Source organism: Stenotrophomonas sp. STEN009 (assembly GCF_056760395.1).
Map to the genome: position 1 here is coordinate 75,954 of NZ_JBRRES010000014.1, position 18,659 is coordinate 94,612.

At 68.9% G+C, this 18,659-nt stretch carries 6 protein-coding genes and 1 pseudogene; all 7 read right to left on the minus strand.

Annotated features, from left to right (window positions below):
* Positions 1–18 precede the first annotated feature (18 nt).
* Complete coding sequence (locus tag ACVOMM_RS08800) at positions 19–8,475, minus strand: ESPR-type extended signal peptide-containing protein (RefSeq protein WP_481526130.1); 8,457 nt, start codon at positions 8,473–8,475, stop codon at positions 19–21.
* 441 nt (positions 8,476–8,916) lie between these two features.
* Positions 8,917–12,801, minus strand: coding sequence for a phosphoribosylformylglycinamidine synthase (gene purL, locus ACVOMM_RS08805; RefSeq protein ID WP_263177266.1), 3,885 nt, complete (start codon positions 12,799–12,801; stop codon positions 8,917–8,919).
* 730 nt (positions 12,802–13,531) lie between these two features.
* Entirely contained in the window at positions 13,532–15,907 is a 2,376-nt protein-coding gene (locus ACVOMM_RS08810; protein ID WP_481526131.1) for a methyl-accepting chemotaxis protein, read from the minus strand.
* 102 nt (positions 15,908–16,009) lie between these two features.
* Positions 16,010–16,393, minus strand: coding sequence for a hypothetical protein (locus tag ACVOMM_RS08815; protein ID WP_053520421.1), 384 nt, complete (start codon positions 16,391–16,393; stop codon positions 16,010–16,012).
* A gap of 136 nt (positions 16,394–16,529) precedes the next feature.
* On the minus strand, positions 16,530–17,021 hold the full coding sequence (locus tag ACVOMM_RS08820; RefSeq protein WP_053520422.1) for a chemotaxis protein CheW: 492 nt from the start codon (positions 17,019–17,021) through the stop codon (positions 16,530–16,532).
* A 137-nt stretch (positions 17,022–17,158) separates the two neighbouring features.
* Positions 17,159–17,932 (minus strand): flagellar brake protein, encoded by a 774-nt coding sequence (locus tag ACVOMM_RS08825; protein ID WP_053520423.1) that lies wholly within the window; start codon positions 17,930–17,932, stop codon positions 17,159–17,161.
* Between the two features lie 207 nt (positions 17,933–18,139).
* Positions 18,140–18,659, minus strand: a pseudogene (locus ACVOMM_RS08830) (methyl-accepting chemotaxis protein); the annotation flags it as partial.

Below are 18,659 nucleotides of genomic sequence, written 5' to 3' on the forward strand. Positions count from 1 at the left end.
CCGGCGCGATGGAGTGGCTTACCAGCCGAAGCCGGCACCAACGCCGACCGAACTGTCGTCGCTGCTGAAGGCACCGCCGAAGGTGACCGTGGCGCGGTCGCTGATTGCGCGCTGGTAACCCAGCGACAACGCCGACTCGCCGCCCTGGAAGCCGACACCGACGCCGACCCGGTTCTGGGTACGGATGCCGGCGGCGCTGGTGGCCATGTTGAGCATCGCCGCGCTCATCGCGCCCTGACGATCGATGCGACGGTCCATGTGACGCAGGCGGCCATCGACTTCGCCCTTGAACACATCGAAGCTGTCGGTCACGGCCTTCACCTGGCCATCGGTGTAGCTGTTGGCCGTGGCGACACCACGGTCCAGCTGCCCCTTGTTGACCGCGTCGGTGGCAGCGCTGCCGGCCGCGACATTGGTGACCTGACGCTCGTTGCCTTCGCTGCCGACTGAGACGGTGTTGGCACGATCGGCAACCGAGCCCTGGCCCAGCGCCACGGCGTTGGCGGCCGTCGCACTGGCCCCCTGGCCGATGGCCGTGGACGACGCGCCGCTGGCAACGGCGCCCTCTCCCACGGTGACCGCGTTGAAACCCGCTGCCGGTGTGCCGACCGGGATGCCCGAGCCCGCCGCGGCGGCGGTCGGCGCGCCCTGTACCCGGGCGCTGCTGGCAGTGGCCACGTCGGGGACGGCATCGGCGCTGGCCGGCTGCGCGGCCAGATTGGCGGCGCCCCCCTCCAGCGACGCACCGGTAGAACGCAGGCTGGCGGTGCGGGAGCGGCTCGCCCCCCCGGTGCGCTGGTCGATCTCGCTGACCTTGCGGTCCAGTGCGCCGAGCGCATCGCCGACATTGCTGTAGCTGGCACCCTGGATCACGTAGTTCGGCGCGACGAACACACCCTGCATGCCGACACTGGCGCCACCGCCGAGGAAGCTGGCGGCATCGCTGAGCGACTGGAACAGCTGGCCGCCATTGATCGCCTGGCGACTGCCGGCGGCGATGCTGCCGGCGCCGACATTGTCGATCGTGGTGCCCTCGATGCCGGCCAGGGTCAGCCGGTCGCGGCTGGCGTCGTCATAACCGACCGCATTGGCAGTGGACGTTTCCACGGTCGCGATACGCGAATCGAAATCGCCGACCCGGGTTTCCACCGCACCGACGCGCTGGTTGGTGACGTTGAGCTGCGAACCGGTGACCGCGTCGCTGCTGCCTGCGGCGATGCGACCGTCGGCGACGTTGACGATGCGGCGCGTCGCCGGACCATCGGTACCGTTGCCACCGCCGACGGACACCACATTGGCGTCCAGCGCGCGCGCGCCACTGCCCAGCGCCACCGAGTTCGCACCGGTCGCGCCGGCGTTGGCGCCGACGGCCAGCGCCGCATTGCCGATGGCGCTGGCACTGCTGCCCAGCGCATTGCTGCGGTTGCCGCTGGCACTGGCACCGGAACCGACGGCGACCGCGTTGCTGCCCGTGGCGCTGGCGGTCCCGGTCCCGGTCGCACGGAAGTGGCGGCCGGTGGCATCGGCGGTGGCCGCCACCACATCCAGCTGGCCCTTGTTCACCGCATCGGTCGCCTGGGTACCGGCCGCGACATTGGTGACCTGGCGGTTGATCGCGCTGTGGGTAATGCCCGCCGCATCAACCCAGTCCTGCGCCGCGCCGACCGATACCGCGTTGGCACGATCCGCCAGCGATCCGGCACCCAGCGCGACGCTGTTGTCGGCGGCCTTGGTCGTCCAGGTGTTGCTGCCCAGCACCGTGGCATTGGTTGCCTGCGCGTAACTGTTGTAGCCGACCACGGTGGCCCCGTCCTCGGTCGCCCACGCCTCGCTGCCGATGGCGGTGGTGTACTGACCGCTGCCGACGCTGTTGGCATCCTGCCCGGCCAGGGCGTTGAAGCCCACCGCCACGCCATTGAGGCCGGTGGCCGCGTTGTTGCCGAGCGCGGTACCGTACTCGCCGGCGCGTGCCTGTACGCCGAAACCCGCACCGGCGATCTGCGCGGTGGTGCCCTGGCCGACCGCCGTGGCGACGTCGGCCGCCTGCGCGCCACTGCCCAGGGCCGTGCCGAAGAAGCTGGACGTGGCACCCGCACCGTAGGCTGTGGACTGCCAGCCATTGGCATAGGCGAAGTTGCCGACCGCAGTCGCTTCGCGACCGTCGGCCGTGGCCCCGTAGCCGACGGCGGTGGCGGCCAGGCCGCTGGCCTGGGCGATGCCACCTACCGCAACGGCACCGATGCCCTCCGCTTCCGACTGCGCGCCCAGGGCGACGCTGGCCGGCCCGGCGCTGCTGCTCTGCGCACCGAGGGCGATCGCGCCGCCAGCGGTACTGCTGGCGCTGTTGCCGATGGCCACGCCATCCTCACCCGTCGCCACCGCGTTGAAGCCCACGGCAGCGGCATTGGCGGCGACCGCCGTCGCGCCACTGCCCAGTGCGGTGGCACCGTTGCCGATCGCGTTGGCCGCTTCGCCGGCGGCCAGCGCGTTGTCACCTTCCACATAGGCGCCGGCGTCGCTGTCGGCACTGCCACTGGCCTGGAAGTAGCGGCTGGTGTTCTCGGCCACCGACGCCACGGCGTCCAGCTGGTCCTTGTTGACCGCATCGGTGCCTTCGGTACCTGCGGCGACATGGGTGACCTGGCGTTCGCTGCCCGTGCTGCCAACCGCCACCGTGTTGTCGCGGTCTGCCTTCGATGCAGCACCGAGGGCGACGCTGTTGCTGCCGTTGGCGGTGGCATTGGCGCCCAGTGCGGTGGAATCAGCTGCGTCGGCCCACGAGTTCCAGCCGATGGCGGTCGCGTAGTCGTCGGTGGCCCATGCGCCCGCACCGAACGCCGCAGCGCCGTAGCCGCTGGCGCGGGCCGGGATCAGACCAAAGAAAGTGCTGCCACCGATGGCGACGCTCTCCTCGCCACTGGCTTCGCTGGACTGGCCCACCGCCACGGCTCCGGTACCAGCCGCGGCCGCACCGAAGCCGACGGCCGTGGTGTTGGCGCCGGTCGCGGCGGTGCCATAGCCGAGCGCGGTGCCGAGGCGACCCGTTGCCTCGCTGTAACCACCGACCGCCGTGGTGCCATCGGCCGACGCCGCGCTGCGGAAGCCGCTGGCCAGCGACTGCGCACCGCTGGCCAGCGCTTCCGAGCCGTTGGCGGTGCTGTACACCGCCGTGGCTTGTGCGCCCGCGCCGGTCGCCGTGCTGCCGATCTCGCTGGCAACCGCGCCGTTACCCAGCGCCGCACTGTTTTCACCGGTGGCCTGTGCGTTGCTGCCCACCGCTGCGGCATTGCTGCCGCTGGCCAGGCTGTCCAGGCCCACCGCGGTGGCACTGGCGGCGACCGCGGTCGCGCCACTGCCCAGTGCGGTGGCACCGTTGCCGATCGCGTTGGCCGCTTCGCCGGCCGCCAGCGCGTTGTCACCTTCCACGTAGGCGCCGGCATCGCTGTCGGCACTGCCACTGGCCTGGAAGTAGCGGCTGGTGCTCTCGGCCACCGACGCCACGGCGTCCAGCTGGTTCTTGTTGACCGCATCGGTGCCTTCGGTACCTGCCGCCACGTTGGTCACCTGGCGCTCGTTGCCGGCACTGCCCACGGCCACGCTGTTGGCGCGGTCGGCAACGGAACCCGCACCCAGTGCCACGCTGTTCGCAGCATTGGCGGTGGCGCTGGCACCGAGTGCGGTGGAATCGGCCGCGTCGGCCCACGAGTTCCAGCCGATGGCGGTGGCGTAGTCGTCGGTGGCCCATGCACCCGCACCGAACGCCGCGGCGCCGTAGCCGCTGGCGCGGGCCGGGATCAGACCGAAGAAGGTGCTGCCGCCGATGGCGACGCTTTCATCGCCGCTGGCTTCACTGGAATCACCCATGGCCACCGCGCTGGCGCCGCTGGCCGTGGCAAACACGCCCGTCGCAGTACTGTTTGCCCCGCTGGCGATCGTGCCGTAACCCAGTGCAGAACCGAGACGACCACTGGCTTCGCTGTAACCACCGACCGCCGTGGTGCCATCGGCCGACGCCGCGCTGCGGAAGCCGCTGGCCAGCGACTGCGCACCGCTGGCCAGCGCCTCCGAGCCATTGGCGGTGCTGTACACCGCCGTGGCCTGTGCACCCGCGCCGGTCGCCGTGCTGCCGATCTCGCTGGCAACCGCACCGTTGCCCAGTGCCGCACTGTTTTCACCCGTGGCCTGTGCGTTGCTGCCCACCGCTGCGGCATTGCTGCCGCTGGCCAGGCTGTCCAGGCCTACGGCGGTGGCACTGGCGGCGACCGCCGTCGCACCACTGCCCAGTGCGGTGGCACCGTTGCCGATCGCGTTGGCCGCTTCGCCGGCCGCCAGCGCGTTGTCACCTTCCACGTAGGCGCCGGCATCGCTGTCGGCACTGCCACTGGCTTGGAAGTAGCGGCTGGTGTTCTCAGCCACCGACGCCACGGCGTCCAGCTGGTCCTTGTTGACCGCATCGGTGCCTTGGGTACCTGCCGCCACGTTGGTCACCTGGCGGGTGTTGCCACCACCACCGACCGATACCGTGTTGTCACGGTCTGCAATCGAATCGGCACCCAGCGCGACGCTGTTGGCGCCGCGCGACTCGGCCGCATTGCCGAGCGCGGTGCTGTTGATGCCCGGCGACCATGCGCCACCACCGACGGCCGTGGAGTAGTTGCCGGACGCCTCGGTGGCAAGAATGCCGAACAACGAGCCGCCGACAGCGACACTGTTCGTACCGGTGGCCAAGCTGCCCTGACCGGTGGCCGTGCTGTAGTCGCCGGAGGCTTCCGAGTCGCCGCCCAGCGCCACGCTGTTGGAGCCGGAGGCATTGGCAAAATTGCCGAACGCGGTGGCGTTGAACGCCGAGGCGCTGGCGAAACCGCCGATGGCGGTGCTGTAGCCACCCGTGGCTTCCGCACCGATGCCGAATGCAGCCGAGGCCGTGCCGCTGGCCACGCTCTCGCTGCCGACCGCCGTGGCCGCTTCACCACTGGCGGTGCTGAAGTAGCCCACTGCCGTCGCCTCTTCTGCGGAGGCTTCGGACAGCACGCCGCTGGCGGTGCTGCCGGCGCCACTGGCAATCGAGGCAGCACCGAAGGCCGCGCTCTGTTCACCGCTGGCTTCGCTTTCCGCGCCATGCGCGGTGGCGTACTCGCCGGTCGCCTGTGCGTTGGCACCGATCGCGCTGGCATTGGCCGCGGTGGCCACGGCATTGAAGCCCAGCGCCTGCGCGTTGTTGGCCAGTGCGTTGGCGCCGCTGCCCAGGGCGATGGCGCCGTCGCCGATGGCGTTGGATGCCTCGCCGGCAGCCAGTGCGTTGTCCCCTTCCACGTAAGCGCCAGCATCGCTGTCGGCACTGCCGCTGGCCTGGAAGTACTTGCCGGTGGTGGATGCTTCCGCCGCGACGGCATCCAGCTGTGCCTTGTTCACCGCATCGGTGGCCTGCGTACCTGCGGCCACGTGGGTCACCTGGCGCTCGTTGCCGGCAGCGCCAACCGCCACGCTGCGGTCACGATCAGCCACCGAGCCTGCACCCAACGCGACCGCGTTGCTGCCGCTGGCGTTGCTGCCGGCACCCAGCGCGATCGCGCTTTCACCGCCGGCCACCGTATTGGTGCCGATGGCGATGCTGTTGACCGTGTTGCCCAGCGCCTGGTAGCCCAACGCCACGCTGTAGTCGCCGTAGCCGAAGGCACCGCGGCCGACGGCGGTGGCGCTGGTGCCGTTGGCCCAGCTGTTGTAGCCGATGGAGGTGGCGCCACTGCCGCTGGCCCATGCTGCATTGCCGAAGGCGGATGCGTTGGTGGCGGTGGCCCATGCGCCCGAACCGAATGCGCTGGCGCCACTGGCGGTGGCCCAGCTGTAGCCGCCGACGGCGGTGCTGTCGTCGCTGCTGGCGAACGCACTGTCGCCCACGGCGACCGCGTAGCTGCCGGTCGCCCGCGACTTGCCACCGGCAGCCACGCTGTTGTCGCCGGTGGCTTTGGCCGCGCTGCCGAACGCATTGCCCGACGCACCCGTTGCCTGCGCACCATTGCCGACGGCGGTGGCATCGGCGCCGGCGGTGGTGCCGACACGTTCTGGTTGACCGTCATCGCCGATGATCGGCTGGTTGTACTGGTCGTAGGCCTGGCCCAGTCCACCGATGGCGACCCCGCCGTTGCCACTGGCACTGCTGTTGCGACCGATGGCGACGCTGTCATCGCCCACGGCGGAAGCACCCGCGCCCTGGGCGACGGCACCGGCGCCGATCGCGTTGCTGGACGAACCGGCGGCCACCGCACCCTCTCCCTCGGCAAACGCACCGGCATCGCTGCCGGCTTCCGGCTGGGCCTGGAAGTAATGGGCGGTGGTATCCGCGGTGCTGGCCACGGCGTCCAGCTGCGCCTTGTTCACTGCATCGGTGGCTTCACTGCCGGCAGCGACGCCGGTGATCTGCCGCTCGTTGCCGGCACTGCCCACGGCGACGCTGTTGTCACGGATGGCTTCAGAGTTCGCGCCCAGGGCGACACTGTTGGCGCCGCGCGCCGTGGCGTAGTAGCCGACCGCCGTGCTCTGCGCGCCGCTGGCCCAGGTCTGCGCGCCCAGCGCGCTGGCCCCTTCTCCGGGTGCGTAGGCGAAGTAGCCGATGGCCGTGGCTTCGGCGCCGGAGGCTTCGGTCAGGCTGCCGTTGGCCACGGTCCGGTCACCGCTGGCGATCGCGCCGGCACCCACAGCGGTGGCGGCTTCGCCGCTGGCCTGGGTCTGCACGAAGAAGCCCAGGCCGGGAATCAGGTCAGCCGGGCCACCCACGGCCACGCTGCTGGTGCCGGTCGCGTTGCTCTGGGTGCCGACTGCGGTGGCGTAGTCGCCGATGGCGTTGGCCACCGCGCCGAATGCGGAGGACTGCGCGCCGGCCGCATAGGCACCCACGCCATAGGCGGACGCAGCGAAGCCAGCCGCCTCTGCGCTGGCACCGACCGCAGTGCCGCCGACGCCGGCACTGGTCGCACCGGTCTCCACCGGCACGCCGCCGTTGGTGATGAGCGGATTGCCGTTCTCGTCCACGGCGGCGCCACCCACCGCGACGCTGCCAGGTCCTGCAGCCTGCGCGTTGTTGCCGAACGCGGCGCTGTTCTGTCCGGCGGCCAGGGCGTTGTTGCCGACCGCCGTGGCGTTCTGCGCGACCGCGGTGGCGCCGGCGCCGACTGCGGTGGTGCCATCGCCGAGCGCGTTGGCCGCTTCACCGGCAGCCAGCGCGTCATCGCCTGCGGCCAGCGCACCGGCGTCGCTGTTGCTGCTGCCGGTGGCCTGGAAACGCTTGGCCGTGGCATCGGCCACGGCCGCGACGTCCCGGAGTTGGCCGACATTGGCCGCATCGGTGTCTTCGGTACCCGCCGCGACACTGGTGATCTGCCGGGTCAGACCGTACTCGGCTGCGCCCACCGATACCGTATCGACCCGGTCGGCCAGCGAGCCGGCGCCCAGCGCCACACTGCCGGTGGCAACCGCTGCCGAGTTCGAACCCAGCGCGGTGCTGTATTCACCCACGGCGGTGCTGAACGCACCGACCGCGATCGATGCTTCATTGGCGGCCGTTGCGCCACGACCCACGGCGGTACTGCCCGGGCCCATGGCCACGGCTCCGCCACCGACCGCCGTTGCGCCGTCCGCACTGGCCTCGGACAACGCGCCCAGTGCGGTCGCTGCGCCGTTCTCGCTGGCCGCAACAGCGCTGGCACCGACGGCGGTATCTCCCAGTCCGAGCGCAACGGCACTCTGGCCGACGACGACGCTGGCATCACCGATGGCCAACGCGTTCTGGCCGAACGCACTGGCGCCCAGACCGGCGGCCACGGCCTGTGTGCCGACGGCCGTGGTGGCGTTGGCCAGCGACTGGCTGCCGCTGCCGACCGCAATCGCGCCCTGCCCTTCGATCTTCGCCGCGTCGCTGTCATCACCGGCGCCGTCGGCCTTGAAGTAGCGACTGCTCTGGGCTGTCGCTTCGGCCAACGCCGCCTGCGTGGCCCGCGCCTGTGCATCCAGCTGCGCCTTGTTCACCGCATCGGTTGCCTCGGTGCCAGCGGCGACGTGGGTCACCTGCCGTTCCTTGCCCGCATCACCGACGGCAACGGTATTGGCACGCGTTGCTTTCGAGCCGGCGCCCAGCGCCACGCTGTTGGCACCGGTTGCACGGCTGCCGGTGCCCACGGCGACCGCATTGGTGCCGGTGGCCGAGGCGCTGCCATCCACCAGGCACTTGTCGACGATCGAGCTGTTGAGCACCACGCAGTTGGCGTTGCCGCCGATCTCCACCGACTGTGCAGAGGCGACGCCGGTCATGCCCAATCCCAGTGCCAGCGCCAGTGCGGCAGCCAGTACAAAGGGCCTGGCCTGTGTCGCATCGCGGCGTTGGTCGACGACCCCGCCGCAACTGTCGGACGAGGCCAGTTCCGAGGCCACGACCAACTGACCCAGTGCTTTGTTCCAGACCTTGCGATAAATCCGATTCATCGGTACGGCTCCTGATTGGACTGGTTTTGGGCAAAGCAACGCCACCGCCGGACCTTCTGGTCCAACGTCCCCTGGGGGCGTTTATTCGCGTGATTTACTGCGGGGTATTGCCGAACGGCGCGCAGCGACAGAAAACCGAGCGCGTGCGCCAAGCGGTTACTGCGGGATGAATGGTTCTGAAACGGGGTTCAAGTGTTAACGGCAACTTTCCATATCGTCAAGACTTTGACACAGCAAATCACATTGCCGTGAAGCAGTTCACTTTTTCACGCGTTTATCAATCCATTTTGTTAGTTGCACGTGACGATTGTCTGGCGCATGGAAATGCATGTAACTCATGGTGGCGACAGGAGTTTCATCCGCGCAAAGAAAAACCCGCCGGCAATGCGGCGGGTTTTTCCATACGCATCGGCATCGACGCCTGCGCGAAGCGGTGCGCGATCAGCCGCACCACACCCGGGCATTGCGGAACATCCGCATCCACGGTGAATCACCCTGCCACTCGGCCGGCGCCCAGCTCAGATTGAGTGCGCGCGGGGTGCGCTCCGGATGCGGCATCATGATGGTGACGCGCCCGTCCGTGCTGGTCAGGCCAGTGATGCCATCCGGTGAGCCGTTCGGATTGAGCGGATACTGCTGAGCGATGGCACCGTTGCCATCGATGTAGCGCAGCGACACGCGCGCAGCGGCCTGGTCGACGGCGTTGTCGAACACCGCCTGGCCTTCGCCGTGCGCCACCGCCACCTGCAGGCGGGAACCGGCCATGCCACGCAGCAGGATCGACGGCGATTCCACTACTTCCAGCAGTGCGGTGCGGGCCTCGAACTGCTCGCTGGCATTGCGGCGGAACTGCGGCCAGTGTTCGGCGCCGGGGATGATGTCCTTCAGCTGGCTCATCATCTGGCAACCGTTGCATACGCCGAGGGCAAAGCTGTCCTGGCGCTCGAAGAACGCCGCAAAGGCATCGCGCAGCGCGCTGCGTTCCAGGATCGAGGTCGCCCAGCCACGGCCGGCACCCAGCACATCGCCGTAGCTGAAGCCGCCACAGGCGACCAGGCCGGTGAAGTCCTGCAGGGCCACGCGCCCCTCGATCAGGTCGCTCATGTGCACGTCGAACGCGCGGAAGCCTGCACGTTCGAAGGCATTGGCCATCTCGATCTGGCCGTTGACGCCCTGTTCGCGCAGTACCGCCACGCGCGGACGCGCACCGGTGCTGATGAACGGCGCCGCCACATCCTCGTTGAGGTCGAAGCTCAGCTTCGGCTTCAGGCCCGGTGCGTTGAACGCGCGGGCGACATCGCGCTCGGCATCGGCGCTGGCCGGATTGTCGCGACGCTTCTGCATGGCATGGGTGACCGACCACCACGCATCGAACAGCTGCTCCCAGCGCCACTCGGCCAGGTTCTCGCCTGCCAGCGATACGCGCACCACCGGTGCGGTGGTCGGCCTGGCGATGCGCTGCGCGCATTCGGTAAGGGCGTGGCGCTCGACCAGGTCGGCAAAAGCGGCGCGATCTTCGCGGGCAATCTGCACCACCGCACCCAGTTCCTCATTGAACAGGCTGCGGAACGGGTCATCGCCCCACGCGTCGAGGGCGATATCCAGGCCCAGGCGCGAGGTGAACGCCATTTCGCACAGCGCGGCGAACGCGCCGCCGTCGCTGCGGTCATGGTACGCACGCAGCAGGCCGGACTGGCGCGCATCCCGGATCAGTTCGAAGAAGGCACGCAGGCGCTGCGGGTCGTCCAGGTCCGGCGCGGCACCGGCGAAGGCCGGCAGTTCGCTGTGGTCGGCGTGCACCTGCGCCAGGATCGAGCCGCCCAGGCGCTGCTTGCCGGCACCGAGACCGATCAGCCACAGCTCGCTGTCGACGTCGCGATCAAGCAGAGGCGTCAGCTGCTGGCGCACATCGGCAACCGGCGCGAACGCCGAGATCACCAGCGACACCGGCGACACGCTCTTGTGTGCCTCGCCCTGGTCATGCCACTGCGCCTGCATGGACAGCGAGTCCTTGCCGACCGGGATGCTGATGTCCAGCTGCGGGCACAGTTCCATGCCCACGGCCTTCACTGCGTCGTACAGCAGCGCGTCTTCGCCCGGATGGCCGGCAGCAGCCATCCAGTTCGCCGACAGCTTGATGCCATCCAGCGCATCCACCGGGGCCGCGCACAGGTTGGTCAGCGCTTCGCCCACGGCCATGCGCGCCGACGCCGCGGCGTCGAGCAGGGCCAGCGGCGTGCGCTCGCCGATCGACATCGCCTCACCGGCCACGCCATCGAAATCAGCCAGGGTGATGGCTACGTCGGCCACCGGCAGCTGCCACGGGCCGACCATCTGCTCGCGGGCGGTCAGGCCGCCGACGCTGCGGTCACCGATGGTGACCAGGAAGTTCTTCGAGGCGACGGTCGGGTGCGCCAGCACGCGCAGGCCGGCTTCCTGCAGATCCAGGCCACCGGTCTTCAGCGCCGGCCAGCGCGGTGCCGGCGGGTGCGCCGTGTCGCGGTGCATTTTCGGCGGCTTGCCGAACAGCACGTCCATCGGCAGGTCGATCGGTGCGTCGGCGGGAACATGGCCCGGCACCGCGCCGTACGCCACCACCAGATGCTCCTCGGCGGTCGCCACGCCCACGGCGGCGAACGGGCAGCGCTCGCGCGCGCACAGCGCGGCAAACTCGGCCAGTCGCTCCTGCGCGACGCCAAGCACGTAGCGCTCCTGCGATTCGTTGCACCACAGCTGCATCGGCGACAACGACGGATCGTCGGTGGGCACCTTGCCCAGATCGATGATGCCGCCCACGTTCGAATCGTGCAGCAGCTCGGGAATCGCGTTGGACAGACCACCGGCACCGACGTCATGGAAGAACTTGATCGGGTTGTCGGCACCCATCGCCACGCAGCGGTCGATGACCTCCTGGCAGCGGCGCTCCATCTCCGGGTTGTCGCGCTGCACGCTGGCGAAATCCAGGTCTTCGGCGCTTTCACCGGAGGCCACCGAGCTGGCCGCACCGCCACCCAGGCCGATCAGCATCGCCGGACCGCCGAGCACGATGACCGCATCACCGGCCTGCAGCGGGATCTTGTCGACCTGGATACGGTCGATCGCACCGAGGCCGCCGGCCAGCATGATCGGCTTGTCGTACGCACGGACCAGGTCAGCGCCTTCAGGCAGCTCGAAGCTGCGGAAGTAACCGAGCAGATTCGGGCGGCCGAACTCATTGTTGAACGCAGCGCCGCCGAGCGGGCCGTCGGTCATGATCTCCAGCGCCGGGGCCATGCGCGGGTTCAGCGCGCGCGGCGCTTCCCACGGCTGCGGCAGCTCGGGGATGCGCAGGTGCGAGACCGAGAAGCCGGTCAGGCCGGCCTTCGGCTTGCCGCCGCGGCCGGTTGCGCCTTCGTCGCGGATTTCGCCACCGGCACCGGTGGACGCCCCCGGGAACGGCGCGATCGCGGTCGGGTGATTGTGGGTTTCGACCTTGATCTGGAAGGCGCTGGGCACCTGCGGCTCGCGGCGGTACTCGCCACTGGCCGGATCCGGACGGTAACGCGACGCCGGATGGCCTTCGATCACCGCAGCGTTGTCGCTGTACGCGCTCAGGGTGTGCTGCGGCGTCTGCTGGTGGGTGTTCTTGATCATGCGGAACAGCGAGCGTTCCTGCGCCTGCCCGTCGATGGTCCAGCTGGCGTTGAAGATCTTGTGCCGGCAGTGTTCGGAATTGGCCTGCGCGAACATCATCAGTTCCACGTCAGACGGGGAGCGCCCCAGTGCGGTGAAGCGCTCGCGCAGGTAGTCGATCTCGTCCTGGGCCATGGCCAAGCCAAGGCGCTGGTTGGCGGCTTCCAGCTGCGCCACCGGAACGCGCTCCAGTTCACCGCGGGCCGGCGCCGAGAACAGGGCCTGGCCCTGCTCGACGTGGTCCAGCACCGACTGCGTCATCGGGTCGTGCAGCACCTTCACCAGCGACTGCTGGGTAGCGGCATCGTCCGGCCAGCCCAGCACGTCGATACGCAGGCCGCGCTCGACCCGGCTGACCGGCTGACCGGCCCCGCGGACCAGTTCGGTGGCCTTGCTCGACCACGGCGACAACGTTCCCAGACGCGGCACCACGATGCGGCTGACGGCCCCTTCGGCGACCGTCCCGGCCTGCGGCTGTGCTTCCAGGATGCGGCACAGGGTGGCCTGATCGGGCACGGCCGAGCCTTCCGGCTGCACGAAGTAGACGTGCCAGGCACCACTGATGCGCAGGGAGGGAGCGATGGACTGCAGGCGGGATTCAAGACGTTCGCGGCGGAACGGCGACAGGGCGGGCGCGCCCTCGAGGACCATCATGTCCGGGGAACCGTAGTTGGGAAACGGGCCCGATATTGTACCGGAAGCGGGGGATGGGCTTGGGCCGGGCTGCGCCCGGCACCCGCCGAAGCCAGGACAACGGCAACGGCCAAAGCGAAAGCTGGGTTCCGATGGGATGGCGGGGGGGGGGGGGGGGGGGGGGGGGGGGGGGGGGGGGGCGGCGGGGGGGGGGGGGGGGGGCGGCGGCACCGCCCGCCCCCCCCCCCCCCCCGCCCAACCCCCACAAATCCGCTGTAAGCGACCAACCCCCCAGCCACGAAGGGGCTCCGCCGTTGGCCGCCGACCGCGCGCCAGCGCGTTCCGCCCGAATCCCGGAACCATGCGCTTGCTCGCGGATGCTTCGCGGCAGTGCCGGCCGCTGGCCGGCAACCAGGAAATCTCGGGAATCGGGCAGTGAAGAGCGAAGCGACCGGCTCTTGCTTTTGATTTTGTTCTGTCTTTCGTGGCTGGCAGCCGCAGGAACCTGTCCGTGGCCGGGTGGGTGGGCTGCGCAGGGGCGTAAGCGCCATGGATGGCGCGCCCGAGCCTACAGGGACGTATTCACGGCGTCCCCTGCGCAACCCACCCTCCCGGCCCAAACGAAGGAAATCCGCAGCTCTCCGCGGCCACCCCGAGGGGCTTCGCCGTTGGCTGGACAATCAGATACCCCGTAAACGAAAACGCCCCGGCGCAGGGCCAGGGCGTTGTCGTGCGTCAGGTCAGGCAGGAATCAGAACTCCTGCCAGTCTCCGTCGGCCAGTTCCGCGGCCATCGGGCGACCCCCGCTGCTGCGGCGGGCCGGCGGTGCAGCCGGCGCCGGGGCGGCGGGTGCAGCGCTGCGCGGGGCGGGGGCGGCGACGCGGGGCGCGACCACGGTTTCGGCTTCATCGAGCACGAAGATGGAAACCGCTTCACTCAGATGGCCTGCCTGTTCCTCCATGGCCCGCGCAGCGGCGGTGGCTTCCTCCACCAGCGCGGCATTCTGCTGGGTGGTCTCGTCCATCTGCACCACGGTCTGGTTGACCTGCTCGATGCCGGCGCTCTGTTCCTGCGAGGCCGCGGAAATCTCGGCCATGATGTCGGTCACGCGCTGCACCGAGGCGACGATCTCGCCCATGGTGGCGCCGGCCTTGTGCACCAGCGCAGAACCATCGGCGACCTTGCCCACCGAGTCGTCGATCAGGCCTTTGATCTCCTTGGCGGCGGCGGCCGAGCGCTGGGCGAGGGTGCGCACTTCGCTGGCGACCACGGCAAAGCCGCGGCCCTGTTCACCGGCACGGGCGGCCTCGACCGCGGCGTTGAGGGCCAGGATGTTGGTCTGGAAGGCGATGCCGTCGATGACGCTGATGATCTCGGCGATCTTCTTCGAGGAAGCTTCGATGGCGGACATGGTGGTGACCACCTGGCCGACCACTTCGCCGCCCTGGGAGGCGACGCCATGGGCACCGATGGCGAGCTGGTTGGCCTGGCGGGCGTGCTCGGCGTTCTGGCGCACGGTGGAGGTCAGCTCCTCCATCGAGGCGGCAGTTTCTTCCAGGTTGGCGGCCTGCTGTTCGGTACGGCGCGACAGGTCGTTGTTGCCGGAGGCGATCTCGCCGGCGGCAGTACTGATTGCCCGGCTGGACTGCTTGATGCGGGTGACGATCTCGCTCAGCTGCGCGGCAGTGGCATTGGCATCGTCACGCATGCGAGCGAATACGCCCTGGTAGTCGCCATGCATGCGCACGGTGAGGTCACCCTGCGACAGCGCGGCGAGCAGGCCGGAAATCTGTTCGATGCTGCCGGCGTTGGCGTCGAGCAGGCCGTTGATCTGCTGGGCCAGCTGCAGGAAGAAGCCTTCCTTGTCGCTGGTTTCGATCCGGCCGGACAGATCGCCGGCGGCGGCGCGGGCGATCACCCGGGCCACTTCGGCCTCGACCTGCGCTTCCTGGGTACGGTCACGCCATTCCACCACGCAGCCGACGGTGTCGCCGTCCTCGTTGCGGATGGTCGACACGACCTGGGCGAACTGGGCATCGCCGTACTGCATCGGGCGACGGGCCACGCCGTGCTGCTTGAGGTTCGCCAGCAGGGACGGGTCCATCTCGCCACGGTGTTCCAGCACCGTGACCGGCTTGCCGATCAGCGAGTCCTGCGCATCGAAGTCAGGCAGGTCGCGGCGCACATCGTCCTGGTACTGGCTCAACGTCTGCTGCAGGGCACGGTTGCTGTAGACGATGGTGTTGTTGGCATCGGTCAGGTAGACGCCGGTCGAACTGTAGTCCAGCGCGGTCCGGATACGCAGGTTCTCGCGGGCGATGGCCTGGTCGGTCTCGATGCGCTCACGCAGATCACGCTGCATGCGCTGCATGGCCTGCATCAGTTCGCCCACTTCATCCTGGCGGCTGACATCGATGTGACCGTCGAGCTTGCCGCCGGCGACATCATTGGCCACCGAGACGGCACCACGCACGCTGCCGACGAGGGCGCGGGCGAACAGCCACACCAGCACCAGGCCGAGTGCGGCGCCACCCAGCAGGGCGATCACGGTCAGGACGGACGAAGCGGCATAGGTGGATTCGGCCTGTTCGCGCGAGGCGCGTGCGAGGCGGTTGTCTTCGGCAATCAGGGCTTCCAGCGCCGCGGCGGCCTTGCGGTGCTTGGTGCGGGTCTCGCCGACGAAGGTATCGATGGCGTCGTCCGGCAGGTCCAGTTCCAGCATCTCGGTGACGCTGTCGTAGGAGGCCAGGGCGTCCTTCCAGTCCTTGGCGAAGGTGTCGAACAGCTTCTTCTGCTGGGCGTTGTCCACCAGCTTCGGATAGTCCTTGATGGAACTGTCCATGCTGGTACGCAGCGCTGCAGCCTGCTTGCGCGCGTCGGCCTTGACGTCATCGCTGGCACGGATCAGCTGCTGGTAGGCACTGTTGCGGTACTCGCCGAGCATGCCGCGCATCTCGCCGGCCAGGCGGATGCTTTCCATGCGCGAACCGGCCAACTCGGTGGTGACGTTGTTCAGCGAATGCAGGCCACGATAGGCGACGATGCCCTGCAGCAGCATCACCAGCAGGATGACGCCGAAGGTCACCATCAGCTTCGGCATCAGTTTCAGGTTGTTGATCCAAGGCATGGGCGTTGCGATCTCCTAAGGCAGACGCGCACGGGCATCGGGCCCGGTTGCGGCGGCGGCCACGCCGGCACCAGGACCGGCGTGACTGCGACGGACAGCGGATTACTTGATGTTGGCCAGCTTCAGGCCGGCCGGCGAGCTGACTTCGATCTCGGCGCGCGAGGCATCGCGCTGGATCTTGCCGATCACGCACACGGTCTTGCCTTCCAGCGTTTCCAGCGGGAACGAGAACTTGCTGCGGTTTTCACCGGCGATGCGCGCCGAGAAGGTGTGGCGCGGGAAGGCGCCGCCCATGTACAGGAACGTCGGCTGGCCTTCGGAACCTTCGGCGAAGCGGGCCTTCTCGACCTTGCCGCAGACCATGCCGTCCTTGCCCACCGAGCGCGGGGCCAGTTCCGGCGGGATCATGTCCGAGGACTGGGCGAGGGCGGACGACGCGGTGGTGGCCAGGGCGGCAGCCGAAACGAGCGCGAGCAGGGACTTCATCGGGGTGGTTCTCCGGGAGGGTGATGGTTTTTTGCCGGTGGTACGCGTTCCCGCGCGGCCGGCCTCTGTCCCCCTATCGGCACCGCCGCAGGGAACTGAAGGGTTTCGTGACAGCAACGTGAAGCGGTACGCAGACTCAGGCGGCGGCGTCCTCGAGCAGGGCCGGCTGGCCCATGTCCGCGCTGTCCAGCAGGGTCTCGATGTCCAGCAGGATCAGCATGCGGTCGTCCTGGGTGCCGATGCCCGAGATGAACCGGGTATCGACCGCAGCGCCGAATTCAGGGGTCGGGCGGATCTGTTCGGACGACAGCGGGATGACGTCCGAGACGCTGTCCACCACGATGCCGACCACACGGTCATCGACATTGAGCACGATCATCACGGTAAAGGCGTCGTAGCGCGCGTTCTCCAGGCGCAGCTTCAGGCGCAGGTCGATCACCGGCACGATGGTTCCGCGCAGGTTGATTACGCCCTTGATGTAATCCGGTGCGTCCGGCACCCGGGTGACGGCATCGTAGCCGCGGATTTCCTGCACCTTGAGGATATCCACGCCGTAATGCTCGGCGCCGAGCGTGAAGCTGAGGAATTCGCCGCCGGCGCTGGCGGCGGAGCGGGTCTGGTCGTTCATCGAGGGGTCCTGGTTCTGCCGGAAGTCCCGGTGTCAGGCTCGATATCGGCCCCGCGCGGGGGGACTTTAGGCAGGGCCGTGACAGGACATTCCCGTCTGGTGAGGACCGGATGGCGCCAGGCCACGGCCGGCGCCAGCTACATCTCTCCGTTCCGGCGTGCCTTGCGCTGACGGTCGATCCGGAAGATGTAGCGCTGGATGGCGCTGTCGCCACCGCGAGGCAGACTGTCGAAGCGCATCCCCACGCGCTTGATTTCGGTTCCGTTGGGCTGGCGCTGCGGCAGCAGGTTGCAGACCACCAGTTCGATATCCAGATCCGGCCCATCCGACAGCGACAGCACCGCCGCGTAGCGCTGCTGCAGGCCGAACACGGCGCAGTCGCTGGGCACCGCGACGGCAAGGCCACCGCCGCTGATGTCCACCACGCGCATCGACAACGCCTCGGGGCGTCCGTCCGCAGCCGGCAGCAGCAGCTGGGGCGAGTCGGTGATGGGGGTCTCCAGCCGGTACAGTTCGCGCCGCTGCAGATGCATCAGTTCCTCTGGCAGCGCAGCGCGGAAGGCGACGTGGCCGTCGTTGTCCACGCGCTGCAGCCCCTGCAGACGGAAGCGCACCAGCACGCGCTCAAGCTGGGCGAAACACAGCACATGATCGGCCTGCTCGGCTGCCCGGTTGGACGCCTCCTGCGGGCTGCCATCGATCAGCAGCACGTCCTCGTCTTCGTCCAGTTCCAACAGCGCGGTCGGGAACGAGCGATCGCGGCCGTCGATATGCGCGTTTATCAGGGAGCGCTGCTCGATCAGCGAGCGCAGCAGCTGCCGCAGCTGGCGCGGATTACGGACCAGGAAGCGTTCATCCGCGGCGTCGGCCGCATGGACATCGTGCACTGCTGTGTCGTTGCCGTCGGACATGGAATCTGTGGTCAGGGGCGGGCGCCTGCGCGCGCCGGCGCGTGGCTCGATGGGGATATCGGCCACCGCGCCGGATTATGAAGTGTGAGTTTCATCACCTTCCATCGGCCGGGCCGGGATCGAAGGAATGGGCCGAAGGCATCATTCCTCGATACCGGCGATCTGCCGCACACGCTGCATCACCGCCGGATTGTCGTCCCCTCCGTGCAGGTGGAAGCGCGCTACCGCGGCCGCCAGCAGCTGTGCCTGTTCGGCCATGCCGTGGGTGGCCGCGGTGGACGCCTCCACCAGCGTGGCGTTCTGGCGGGTGCTGGCGTCCATCTGCGCGATGCTCTGGTTCACCTGCTCGATGCCCATGCTCTGTTCCTGCGAGGCGGAGGAGATCTCGCCCATGATCTGGTTCACCTGCTGCACCGCGGCCACGACCCGCTGCATGGTGCTGCCGGCCTGTTGCACCAGTGCGGCGCCATCGCTGACCTTGCCGACAGAGGCGTCGATCAGGCCCTTGATCTCCTTGGCAGCACCCGCCGAGCGTTGGGCGAGGGTGCGCACTTCGCTGGCGACCACGGCAAAGCCGCGGCCCTGCTCACCGGCACGGGCGGCTTCGACCGCGGCATTGAGGGCCAGGATGTTGGTCTGGAAGGCGATGCCGTCGATGACGCTGATGATCTCGGCGATCTTCTTCGAGGAGGCTTCAATGGCGGACATGGTGGTGACCACCTGGCCG